General features: G+C 66.6%; 8 protein-coding genes and 1 pseudogene. 4 read left to right on the top strand and 5 right to left on the bottom strand.

The genetic code is table 11. The annotated features are described in order from the left end of the window. Nucleotide 1: 1 nt before the first annotated feature. Nucleotides 2–2,002, top strand: coding sequence for an acetyl/propionyl/methylcrotonyl-CoA carboxylase subunit alpha (locus ACX9OT_RS17610; RefSeq protein ID WP_428999684.1), 2,001 nt, complete (start codon nt 2–4; stop codon nt 2,000–2,002). 18 nt (nt 2,003–2,020) lie between these two features. On the opposite strand, the gene ACX9OT_RS17605 is transcribed toward ACX9OT_RS17610, so the two are convergent. Continuing rightward, complete coding sequence (locus ACX9OT_RS17605; protein WP_049462820.1) at nt 2,021–3,217, bottom strand: putative peptide maturation dehydrogenase; 1,197 nt, start codon at nt 3,215–3,217, stop codon at nt 2,021–2,023. 120 nt (nt 3,218–3,337) lie between these two features. On the opposite strand from ACX9OT_RS17605, the gene ACX9OT_RS17600 reads away from it, so the two are divergent. Continuing rightward, entirely contained in the window at nt 3,338–3,625 is a 288-nt protein-coding gene (locus ACX9OT_RS17600) for an NHLP-related RiPP peptide (RefSeq protein ID WP_049462810.1), read from the top strand. 3 nt (nt 3,626–3,628) lie between these two features. On the opposite strand, the gene ACX9OT_RS17595 is transcribed toward ACX9OT_RS17600, so the two are convergent. From ACX9OT_RS17595 to aceB, 4 genes are all read right to left on the bottom strand, one after another. After that, the gene (locus ACX9OT_RS17595; RefSeq protein WP_157805917.1) at nt 3,629–6,118 is read right to left on the bottom strand and encodes a putative peptide modification system cyclase; all 2,490 of its coding nucleotides are present in this window, start codon (nt 6,116–6,118) and stop codon (nt 3,629–3,631) included. A 42-nt stretch (nt 6,119–6,160) separates the two neighbouring features. Continuing rightward, the gene (locus ACX9OT_RS17590; RefSeq protein WP_049462809.1) at nt 6,161–7,204 is read right to left on the bottom strand and encodes a GGDEF domain-containing protein; all 1,044 of its coding nucleotides are present in this window, start codon (nt 7,202–7,204) and stop codon (nt 6,161–6,163) included. Nucleotides 7,205–7,624: 420 nt separating this feature from the next. Further along, the gene (gene aceA, locus ACX9OT_RS17585; RefSeq protein WP_004153647.1) at nt 7,625–8,926 is read right to left on the bottom strand and encodes an isocitrate lyase; all 1,302 of its coding nucleotides are present in this window, start codon (nt 8,924–8,926) and stop codon (nt 7,625–7,627) included. Between the two features lie 64 nt (nt 8,927–8,990). Further along, entirely contained in the window at nt 8,991–10,613 is a 1,623-nt protein-coding gene (aceB, locus tag ACX9OT_RS17580) for a malate synthase A (RefSeq protein WP_049462808.1), read from the bottom strand. 110 nt (nt 10,614–10,723) lie between these two features. Here aceB and ACX9OT_RS17575 point away from each other — a divergent pair, with 110 nt between their 5' ends. Together ACX9OT_RS17575 and ACX9OT_RS17570 are read left to right on the top strand one after the other, a co-directional pair. Next, complete coding sequence (locus ACX9OT_RS17575; RefSeq protein ID WP_049421009.1) at nt 10,724–11,692, top strand: LysR family transcriptional regulator; 969 nt, start codon at nt 10,724–10,726, stop codon at nt 11,690–11,692. A 165-nt stretch (nt 11,693–11,857) separates the two neighbouring features. Beyond that, a pseudogene (locus tag ACX9OT_RS17570) lies at nt 11,858–12,182 on the top strand (transposase); the annotation flags it as partial.

Raw genomic sequence — 12,182 nt, 5'->3', positions numbered from 1 at the left:
CATGACCGAGTCTGTTGCCATGTTCACCAAAGTCCTGATCGCCAACCGTGGCGAAATCGCCTGTCGCGTCGTCGCCACCTGCCGCCGCCTCGGCATCGCCACCGTGGCGGTGTATTCCGATGCGGACCGCAACGCACGCCATGTGCGCCTGGCCGACGAAGCCATCCACATTGGTCCGGCCGCCGCACGTGAGAGCTACCTGCGCAGCGATGCCCTGCTCGACGCCGCACGCCTGACCGGCGCGCAGGCGATCCACCCCGGCTACGGCTTCCTGTCCGAGAACGCCGACTTCGCCGATGCCTGCGCGGCGGCCGGCATCACCTTCATCGGCCCGCCGGCCAGCGCCATCCGCGCGATGGGCGACAAGAGCGCGGCCAAGGCGCTGATGGCCGAGGCCGGTGTGCCGCTGACCCCCGGCTATCACGGCGACCAGCAGGCGCCGGACTTCCTGCGCGCACAGGCCGACGGCATCGGCTACCCGGTGCTGATCAAGGCCAGCGCCGGCGGCGGTGGCAAGGGCATGCGCAAGGTCGAGCGCAGCGAGGACTTCGTCGATGCACTGGCCAGCTGCCAGCGCGAGGCGGCCTCGGCGTTCGGCAACGACCATGTGCTGGTCGAGAAGTACGTCGAGCGCCCACGCCATATCGAGATCCAGGTGTTCGGCGACAGCCACGGTGAGGCGGTCTACCTGTTCGAGCGCGACTGCTCGGTGCAGCGCCGCCACCAGAAGGTACTGGAAGAAGCACCCGCGCCGGGCATGAGTCCCGAACGTCGTGCTGCGATGGGCAAGGCGGCAGTCGATGCCGCGCGCGCGGTGGGCTACGTCGGTGCCGGCACGGTGGAGTTCATCGCCGGCCCGGACGGCGATTTCTACTTCATGGAAATGAACACCCGCCTGCAGGTCGAGCACCCGGTGACCGAGTACATCACCGGCACCGACCTGGTGGAGTGGCAGCTGCGCGTGGCCTCGGGCCAGCCGCTGCCGCTGCGCCAGGAACAGCTGGCGATCCACGGCCACGCCATCGAAGCGCGCCTGTATGCCGAAGATGCCGACCGGGGCTTCCTGCCCTCCACCGGCACCCTGCGCCGCCTGCGCCTTCCGACCCCGTCGGCCCATGTGCGCGTGGATACCGGCGTGGAGGAAGGCGACAGCATCACCCCGTACTACGATCCGATGATTGCCAAGCTGATCGTCTGGGACCTGGACCGCGAGGCCGCACTGCGCCGCATGAGCCAGGCGCTGGCCGACTGCCAGGTGGTGGGCGTGACCACCAATGCCGGTTTCCTGCGTCGCCTGGTCAACACCGATTCGTTCGCGCACGCCAAGCTGGACACCGCGCTGATCGAACGCGAACAGGCGGCATTGAGTGCAGTGGGCGACACGGATGATGCCCTGTGGCAGCTGGCTGCGGTGGCTGCGGTTGCAAGCACGGGCGGCGCCAGCACCGACGCGCGCGATCCGCATTCGCCGTGGCAGGCCCAGGACGGCTGGCGCCTTGGCGCATCGGCACCGCGCGTGCTGCCGCTGCAGCAGGGCGAACGCAAGCACACGCTGAAGGTGTGGACGCAGACCGATGGCTGGCGCGTGCAGTGCGATGACGCCGCGCCGGTGCAGGTGCTTGGCACGGCCGATGCGCAGCATCTGACCGTGCTGCTGGGCGAGCGCCGCTGGTCGTTGCAGCTACTGCGCGAAGGCGACCAGCTGTATCTGTTCGGCGCCGATGGCCAGCACCGCTTCACCCTGCACGATCCGGTGGGCGAATCGGACCACGCCGTGGCCGATGCCGGCAGCCTGCTGGCGCCGATGCCGGGCAGGATCGTCGCGACACTGGTCGCGGCCGGCACCGAGGTCAAGCGCGGCACGCCGCTGGTGGTGCTGGAAGCGATGAAGATGGAGCACACCCTGCAGGCACCGGCAGACGGCACGGTGAAGGGCTACCGCGCCAAGGCCGGCGACCAGGTGGGTGACGGTGCGGTGCTGGTGGACTTCGAAGCGGCGTGAACGATGACGCGCCGGGCCCTAGGGCCCGGCTGCATCGGCATTCCCTGCGCGTGGGTCCGCCCGCGGCCACACGTGGCCATCCGGGTCCAGCTCCGCGGTGATCTTTGTGCCACTGCGCCAGCCCAGCCCGCAGATCGCCAACGCACCTTCGGCCATCGGCTGCAGGCCAAGCGCACGCCCGGCCTCGGATTCATTGATGGCCGCTGTAACAAAAGCGCCCAGGCCCAGTGCGGTGGCCGACGCATACAGTGCCTGTGAAACATGGCCTGCATCCAGCGTGACAGCGCGGTAGGCCTTGGCATGGTTCCGATACTTCCAGAAGTTGCGCTCGAAGCGGCACACCAGCACCAGCAGCACGTGTGCATCGGCGAACCAATGCTGCCCGGCCAGCAAGCGCTGGCACAGCGACTCCAGGTCCTGTGGCTGTGCCGGCAGCCGGCCCAGCTCGTGCGCCACCGCATGGTAGTGATACAGCCCCGGGGCCATTCCCTCCACGTTGCGTACCAGCAAGTAGGCCTCCAGCGGATGCAGGCTGCCGGCTGAAGGCACGTTCTTCTTCAGGAACCGCACACCTGGATCGGTTTCCACCTCGGCCTGTGCCATCAGCACCTGCTGCAGCACGCGCGCCAGCAGTGGCAACGGCAGCGCACGCGCGCTATCGAAGTTGCGGCAGGTAGCCCGTGCCTGCAGCTGCGACTGCATCGGATCATCCTCGTAGCACGGCAGTGCCTGCGCGCCATGTATACGCGGAGGTGCCTCGGGTGGCGGACTGCCGTAGCTGCGCACCAGATCGCGTGCGGTCACCAGCTGGTGCTGCTCCATGTCCTGCACGCTGTCCACCTCGTCCCAGCACGACTGCTGGTAGTGCACCGCCGACAGCGGCCACCAGTGACTATCGCGCAGGCGCTGCTCGGCAGCGCAGGCCTTGGCGTGGGCCGGATCATCGCTGACCAGCAGGCCCTGCTGCAGCAATGACAGCACCCGACCGCGCGCGTCCGCTGCTTCCGGCAACGGCTGCCACTGTTCGGCACTGCAGGCCAGCAACCAGGCACAGCTTTCCGCGTCGATCACCTGCACCGACGGCAGGTGCGCCGCACGCACCTGCAGGACCGGCTGCAGCTGCACGCCGGTACCACCAGCCAGTAGTTCCTCCAGGTTGAAGGACGGGCGTTCGACCGGCTCGACGAACAAGGTCCGGCAACGACGGAATCTCATCGCAATGGCATCCGAGGGCTGTTCGGGGCGCCGATCATAGCGTGGCGGGTGCACGTACCCATCAACTTCGCGGCGCCACCGCCGATAATTCCATTTTCCCATTCTGCCGGTGCTGATCCCATGTCTGCTTCCCCCCTTTCCGCCGACGTTGTCCAGCAGCTGCTGGAGCGCCTGGCCAGCGATGATGCCTTCCGGTCCGAGTTTGCCAAGGATCCCGGCCTGGCCCTGCTCGCACTGGGTGCGGACGAAGACACCGTGCGTGCCTGCCGTGCATCACTGGCGTCCCTGGGCAGCAAGATGGAGTTCGCCCAGGCCGCATCACGCATGCGGACCCTGCTTGGGACACGCGCCGCCTTCAATGTGCCGTTCCTGTTCGAGGATGGCTTGCCTGGTCTCCAGCAGGAGTAACGATCAGGGTGCCGCTGCGTCCGGGCTGCTGTGAGAGGCCACGGGACTCTCCATCAATGCCAGCCGCTGCACGTCGTTCACGTTCAACGGCAGCAGTGCGTAGTCGCCGATGTTCTCTGCAAAGGCCAGGCCGGCATGGTGTTGAAGCCAGCGCAGCTGACGCTGCGCTGCATCGTGCTGACCCTGGGATCGCAGCAGATCCAACTGCAGCACGCGCCACTGGAACAAACTTGCCTGGCGCTGCTGCGCCAACAACTGCTGTGCACGCAGCGTTTCTCCAGCGTCCAGGGCCATGCGTGCCTGCAGCAGGTTCCACAGTTCGCGCAGGCGGGGATCGTCGTCGCGTTCGGGCAGCGCCTGCAGCGCGTCCCTTCGCTGCATGACCACCGTTGCCTGGCCGGCGCGCAGCGCATGGTAGGCAGCGGCAAGAGCGATGAATGCGTTGCGCCGTGCCGATGCAGGCTGGCCACGATCGATCGCCGCGAGCGCGCGATCGAGCACCTGCTGGTACTCCTGCCCCGGCACGGAAACGCCTTGCCGTGCACGCCAGGCCAGCGCCTGCAAAGCGAGGATGTCACACATCCCACCTGCGCTGGGGCACTGCGACGCAGCCTGCTGCATGTCGCCCGCAGCTTCAGCGCTGCGACCCTGCATGGTCAGCACGGCAGCCCGCTCCATGCGTGTCCCGGGGCCCAGTGGCCCCATCGCGGTGAACCCGGCGTTGGCCGCTTCGAAGTCGCCAGCCAATGCGGCAATCACCGGCTCCATGCCATCGCCGTTCCAACCCGGGTGCAGCCGCGCACCGCGCAGGGCTGCTTCCGCTGCGGAGGCTTCGCCACGGGCCAATTGGATGCGTGCAACAAACGCCAGCACCAATGCACGGCGCGAATGCTGGCGTCCCAGCAGCGGCTGCGTCGCGGCCAGTGCGCCATCGTAGTCACCCTGCGCGAACTGCACCATCGAGTAGTTCATCCAGCCGGCCGGGTCGTCCGGGTACAACTCGGTCAGCATGCGCCATTTGTCAGCGATGCGTGCAGGCGGTGCCCCTTCGAAATCGGCCGCCCAGGCATCGAGATAGAGCTGGTCGCGCGCGGTCAGGTGCGTACGTTGGCTGACCGCCTTGCGGTACAGCGCCGCGGCCTGCTCCAGATTGCCCTTTGCGTGCTGGATGTTCATCTGCCCGACGTAGGCGAAGGCAAAGGCAGGATCCAGTCGGGTCGCCTGCTCGAAGAACATCAACGCATCGTCATAGCGCGCGGCAGCCGTTGCATCGACGCCCTTGGCATAGGCATGCAGTGCGTCCAGATTGGCGGTAGCCACGGTTGGCAGCGGCCGCTGGTCTGCGCCGACGTCACGAAGCGCTTCGCCAAGGTCGGTACGCAGCGCCGCAACCACTTGATCGGTCGAGGCGAGGATCGAATCCAGCCCGCGACCGTCGGCAAAGCGCGTGTAAACGGTCTGTCCGCTACGCGGATCCACGACTTCGACACTGACCCGTACTTTGCCATTGAGCTCCAGCACACTGGGGATCAGTACCGCACGAACTCCGTCACGCAGCGCGACCTCGATGGCCAGCCTGCGGTCCAGCCGCGCCTGCGGCGGCCGCTGCATCAGCTGCAGGGTGTCACGCACCTTCAGCTCGCTGAGGATGTTGACGAAACGCGACTGCCCCAGGCTGATGTACAGCGCCTGCTCCAGGCTGCTGTCCAACTGGGGATAAGCCGTGGCGTTGTGCACCGCCGCCACGATCACCCAGTCGCGTTCGGCGAAGGCGATGGCCGGTGCCGGCCGAAACAGCGTCCACAGCACTCCGCATAGCGCCAGCATGAGTGCCGCCTCGGTCACCAGCGCCGCTGGGCGACGCCACAGCGGCAGATCCCGCCACGCTTTTTCACCCGAGCGCGGGCGACGTAGCGGGGCGCTGCCACGCAATCCCACTTCGAATACTTCCTGGCGTTCGCCGATGCCCTTGAAGCGCCAGCAGCCGTGATCCTTCCAGCGCAGCTCGTCAGCCGCCCAGGGCAGTTCGCTGGCTGCCCGACGTGCCATCTGTTCGGCGGCCGCGGACAGCAGGACCTGTCCAGGCCACGCCAGCTGCATCAGGCGCGCAGCCATGGGCTTGGCCAGGCCTTCCACCTCCACCGGTTTTGCGCCGTGGGCAACGGCCTCGGCACTGTTGTTCCACAGCAGCACGTCACCCACGTGCAGGCCGGCGCGTGCACGCAGAACAACGCCACGTTCGCGCCCCAGTGCATCAACGGCGTTCTGGTAGGAAAGAGCAAAGCCGATGCCATCGATGGGACGTTCGAACAGGATGAACAATCCGTCAGACCGATCGATCAGCTGGCCGTTCCAGCGCTGCTGCAGGCCAAGCACCAGGCGGTCATGCTGCTGGAACAGCTCAGCGGCGGCAATGTCACCGATCCGCTCGACCAGCTGCAGCGAATCGCACAGATCGGTGAACAGCAGAGTCCGCACCTGCGAACTCTGCATCGGGAGAAAATCCGGAATGCCGTCCATTGCCACCTCTGCTGCTCATTGTCCGCTTTCGGAGTCGCCGCCCCAGCGCAGGCAGTTGCCACCATCGCGCTTGGCCTGGTACAGCGCGCGGTCCGCGTTGGCGTACCACTCGCTCCAGCCCGCCTCCGGCGCCAGCAGGCTGGCTCCGATGCTGACCAGGCTTACATGCGGCGTGCCATGACTGCGTTCGAGCAGGCCATGCACCGCGCTGAGGATGAACTCGGCCGCGTGCTGCACGATCTCATGGTTGCCACGGCGCAGGATCAGGCAGAACTCATCGCCGCCGAGCCGGCAGGCCAGGTCCTGTTCGCCGGCCATCGAGCGCAGGATGTTGCCCATGCTCTGCAGCACACGGTCGCCGGCCTGGTGGCCGTGGCGGTCGTTGATCTGCTTGAAGCGGTCGCAGTCGATCAGCAGCAGCGCCTGCGGCGGCCCCTCGGCATGCTCGCGGCACTCCTGCAGGTACAGGGTGAGGCCACGGCGGTTGTGCAGCCCGGTCAGTTCATCGGTACGTACCAGTTCACGGGTGTGGGTCAACTGGTGGGTGGTGATGTACAGGTTGTCCAGCGCGGTTTCCAGATCGTGGTTGCGCCGGCGCAGCTGGCTGATCAGCGCCTGCTCGTTGGTAAGCACGCGCATGATCGTACGGCGCAGGAAGTAGGCGACCAGGCCGGGATCGGATTCCACCAGGCGATGGAAGTCGGCCGGGCCCAGCTCCAGTACTTCACAGTCGGCCAGCGCGCGTGCACTGGCGCTGCGCAGGTGATCGCCGACCAGCAGGCCAAGCTCACCGAAGAACTCATGCTGGCCGAGCGTCTTGATCACCAGGTCCTCGCCGAAGTCCAGTTCTATCTGGCCTTGGAGGATCACATACATCCGTTCGCCGCGATGGCCACGCTGGAACAACCACTGTCCGGCATGAAGCTTGCATGGACGGGCAAATCTGGCGAACAATGCAACCTCGGCAGCGGACAGCAGCGCGTGCACGATCTCGGCCATCGCCACCCGGGCGATACCTGACGTCACATCACTGTTCTCGGCCGCACCCCTGCCGGTCATTCCCTGCACCCGCCGCCAGCGTCCCCTGGTGAGCCGCGGAGCATAGCACCGCTTTAAAGTGTGCGCCCTATCTCATTTTGACCCGTCTGCCGATCTTGATTGATGTGAAGATCGGTGGTGGCCCGTTCTGGTCACGGGTGTCCGGGCAAAACCCCTGCTGGATCAATCCGATGCTGGGTTTCACAGGCTTTCGGCCAAGTTGCCGGCACGCGGGGGTGCGCCTGATTGACGCTGGCTGCGCGCTGCTCCCTTGCATCGATACAACAACGCCGGCAGGTCCCCCGACCGGCCGGCGTTGTCTGGCCCTTCCCTGGCCACCCTGATCGGATTCCGAAGCTTCGGTAGCGCCGGCCGCTGGCCGGCTTCCCTGTGGTGCCCGAAGGATCACGTGGTTGCCGGCCAGCGGCCGGCACTACCGCATCACGCCGCGCGTTCGCTGCGCCCGCCGTGGAACTGCTCTTCCTCGGTCGAACCGGTCAATGCGGTGGTCGACGACTGGCCCTGCTGGATCGCCTGGGTCACCGCATCGAAGTAGCCGGTGCCAACCTCACGCTGATGCTTGACCGCAGTGAAGCCGCGCTCGGCCGCTTCAAACTCGGCTTCCTGCAGTTCCACGAACGCGCTCATCTGTCGACGTGCATAGCCGTGGGCCAGATTGAACATGCCGTAGTTCAATGCATGGAAGCCGGCCAGGGTGATGAACTGGAACTTGTAGCCGTAGCTGCCCAGCTCGCGCTGGAACTTGGCAATGGTGGCGTCGTCCAGGTTCTTCTTCCAGTTGAAGCTGGGCGAGCAGTTGTAGGCCAGCAGCTTGCCCGGGAACTTCGCATGGATCGCCTCGGCGAACTTGCGTGCAAACTCCAGGTCCGGCTTGCCGGTCTCGCACCACACCAGGTCGGCGTAGGGCGCATAGGCCAGGCCACGGCTGATCGCCTGGTCCAGGCCGTTGCGGGTCTTGTAGAAGCCTTCCACGGTGCGCTCGCCGGTGGCGAACGGCTTGTCGTTGCCATCGATGTCGCTGGTCAGCAGATCCGCGGCTTCGGCATCGGTACGTGCCACCAGCAGGGTCGGCACGCCCAGCACGTCGGCGGCCAGGCGCGCAGCGTTGAGCTTCTCGATCGCCTCGCGGGTCGGCACCAGCACCTTGCCGCCCATGTGGCCACATTTCTTCACCGAGGCCAGCTGGTCTTCGAAATGCACGCCAGCGGCACCGGCCTCGATCATCGCCTTCATCAGTTCGAACGCATTGAGCACGCCGCCGAAACCGGCTTCCGCATCGGCCACGATCGGCTGCAGGAAGTCGATGTCGTCCTTGCCTTCGGCGTGGTGCAGCTGGTCGGCGCGCAGCAGCGTGTTGTTGATGCGCTTGACCACCGCCGGCACCGAATCGGCCGGGTACAGCGACTGGTCCGGGTACATCTGCCCGGCCAGGTTGGCGTCGGCCGCCACCTGCCAGCCGGACAGGTAGATCGCCTTCAGGCCGGCCTTGACCTGCTGCATGGCCTGGTTGCCGGTCAGCGCACCCAGCGCGTTGACGAACTCGCGCTCATGCAGCGATGCCCATAGCTTCTCTGCACCCAGGCGGGCCAGCGAATGCTCGATGTGGACGGTGCCACGCAGGCGCACCACGTCGGCGGCACTGTAGTTGCGCTGGATGCCTTCCCAACGCGGGTTGGTATCCCAGTCGTGCTGGATCTGTTCGGCAGTGGGCAGCTTGCTCATGTCTTTCTCCAGTTCGGTTCGTGCGTGCAGCGGGGAGGGAAACGGCGGGAAACGCGGGCGGCGGTCAGTCGATGCGCGCGTAGGCCGGCAGGGTCAGGAAATCGGTCAGTTCGTCGCTGCGGCTCAGTTCGCCGAGCAGGGCGATGGCCTCGCCGATGCGTGCGCCACCGGGCAGCGCGGTGGTGTCACCCAGCCGTGCCGGCAGCTGCGCCAGCGTGGCATCCAGCAGTGCCAGGTCGATGGCGGTGCCGTCGTCCAGCTGCTGGCCCGGCGTATGCAGCCACTGCCACAGCTGGCTGCGGCTGATCTCGGCGGTGGCCGCGTCCTCCATCAGGTGGTGGATCGGCACGCAGCCGTTGCCATCCAGCCATGCCGCCAGGTAGCGCACGCAGACTTCCACATTGCCTTCGAAGCCGGCGCGGGTGATGGTGCCGGGCGGCCGTGCGATCAGTTCGTCGCGGCCGACGCGCACATCCTGGCGCAGCACGCTGTGCTGGTTCGCACCGGGCATGTGTTCGTCGAAGATCGCCATCGCCACCGGAATCAATGCCGGATGCGCGACCCAGGTGCCGTCGTGGCCGGCGGTCACTTCGCGCAGCTTGTCGGCGCGCACGCGGGCCATCGCCTGTTCGTTGGCGGCGGCATCGTTGTTGATGGGAATCTGCGCGGCCATGCCGCCCATCGCATGCGCACCACGGCGATGGCAGGTCTGGATCAGCAGCTCCGAATACGCCTTCAGGAACGGCTGGGTCATGGTCACCTGGCCGCGCTCGGGCAGCACGCGGTCGCCGTGGCGGCGGAAGGTCTTCAGGTACGAGAAGATGTAGTCCCAGCGCCCACAGTTCAGGCCGACGATGCGGTCACGCAGCGCGTACAGGATCTCATCCATCTCAAACACCGCCGGCAGCGTTTCGATCAGCACGGTCACCTTGATCTGGCCGTGCGGCAGGCCGAGCATGCCTTCGATGTGCGACAGCGCGGTCTCCCACAGCGCCGCCTCTTCCATGCTCTGCAGCTTGGGCAGGTAGAAGTACGGGCCGCGATCCTTGGCCTGCAGGGTGCGGGCGTTGTGGAAGGCGAACACCGCCGCGTCGAACAGGCCACCAGCGATGAACTGGCCATCGATGCGCACGTGCTTCTCGTCCAGGTGCCAGCCGCGCGGGCGTACGATCAGCACCGCCTGTTCGTCGTATGGGCGCAGGGCGTAGTGCTTTCCATTGGGTGCGGTGTATTCGAGATCGCCACGCACCGCGGCAGCCAGCGACTGCTGGCCGGCCAGCAGGTTGCGCCAGGTCGGCGAGGTCGAATCCTCGAAGTCGGCCATGAACACCTTGGCGCCGGAGTTCAGCGCGTTGATGACCATCTTCGGGTCGGTCGGGCCGGTGATCTCGACGCGGCGGTCCTGCAGCGCCGCCGGCAGCGGGGCAACACGCCAGTCGCCGCTGCGGATCGCGGTGGTGTCTTCGCGGAAGTCCGGCAGGCCGCCCTGGTCGAAGAACGCCTGACGCTCCCGACGGGCCTGCAGCCGTGCCTGCCGGCCCGGTTCCACCGCGCGGTGCAGCGACACCAGCAGGGCCAGCAGCGGCGCCGGCAGCAGGGTGTCCTGGCCGGCCACGCGGGTCGCCAGGGCGATGCCGGGGGTGGCCTTGCTGGCGGGGGTGGGAACAGCGGAAGCGACGGCGGACATGGGGCGACTCCAGCGGTGGGGGAACGCCTCCACGGTGCCGTCGGCGCCGAGTATTTGGCAAAACAGTTTTTGCAATGCTCTACATAAGTTGTGCTAATACTTGTGACACGATGAGCACACGCCCCCCGCCAAGTCCGCGTTTTTCCTACAAATCCGACCGGTTGAAGCCGCTGCGCGCGTTCTGCCAGACCGTGCGCCTGGGGTCGGTCTCACGGGCGGCTGAGGCGCTTTTCGTTAGCCAGCCGGCCATCAGCCTGCAGCTGCAGGCCTTGGAGCGAGAGCTGGGGGTGCCGTTGTTCGAGCGCAGCGGGCGCCGCCTGGTGCCCAGCCGCGAGGGCCAGCTGCTGTACGAGATGGCACAGCCGCTGGTGGAGAACCTGGATGGGCTGGAGGCGCGTTTCCGCGACAAGGTGCGCGGCCTGGACGCGGGCGAGCTGAACATCGCCGCCAACAGTTCAACCATCCTGTACCTGCTGCCGAAGATCGTCGAACGCTTCCGCCTGCACCATCCGGACGTGCGCCTGACCCTGCACAACGCGATCAGTGCCGATGGCACCGACCTGCTGCGCGAGGATGCCGCCGACCTGGCGATCGGCTCGATGACTGATGTGCCGGCCGATCTCAGCTACGCACCGGCCTACCGTTTCGAGCAGGTGCTGATCGCGCCGCACGACCATCCGCTGGCCAGCGGTGGCGAGCTGGAACTGGCCGACATCGCGCGTTTTCCGCTGGTGCTGCCACCGAAGCGGCAGATCACCTACCGCCTGGTCGACCAGGTATTCCAGCGCCACCGCATCGCCTACACCGTGGCATTGGAAGTGGGTGGCTGGGAGGTGATCAAGCAGTACGTGGCGATGGGCATGGGCATTTCCATCGTGCCGGCGCTGTGCCTGAACGAGGCTGACCGCGAGCGGCTGGCGGCGCGGTCGATGAAGCGCTGGTTCCCGGAACGCAGTTACGGGGTGATCGTGCGGCGTGGCAAGGCGTTGTCGGCGCAGGCGCGGGCGTTCATCGAGCTGATCCAGCCGGAGTTGTTCAGCCCGCGCGATTACGACCAGAGCGGGCATTCCGAGCGGTGAGGGGTGTTCGGCAGGGCTGCGCCCTGCACCTGCCGAAGCCGAAGCAACGGCAACAGCGGGCTATCCGTGGGATGGCGGGGCGGCGTGGGTGGGCAGGACACGCCGTAAACCCGTCCATGAAGTGACCCCCGGGAGTTGGACGTTAGATCCAACCCCGAGGGATACATGAACAAATACGACGCGCGTTTCAAACTGCAGGTCGCCAAAGAGGCCTCTGCAAGACCTCCACATCGGTCAAAGCCATTGCCCGTCGCCACGGCCTGGAGTTCTCCACGGTCAGGCGCTGGGTGGCGACCTATCGGCTGCATGGTAGGCGGGGATTTCATCGCCAGGCCCGGTCCTATGACCTCCCGTTCAAACTGGCTGTCCTGGAGAAGATGAGCCAGGACGGCCTGTCCGGGCGCGAGGCCACTACCTACTTTCAAATTGGCGATGCCGGCGCGGTGGGGCGATGGCGGCGCCTGTATGCTCAAGGCGGTGCCCAAGCGTT

The sequence above is a fragment of the Stenotrophomonas genospecies 3 genome (genome assembly GCF_054473855.1).
Note: the sequence above shows the minus strand (reverse complement) of the source record. Positions and strands in the feature narration are given on the sequence as shown.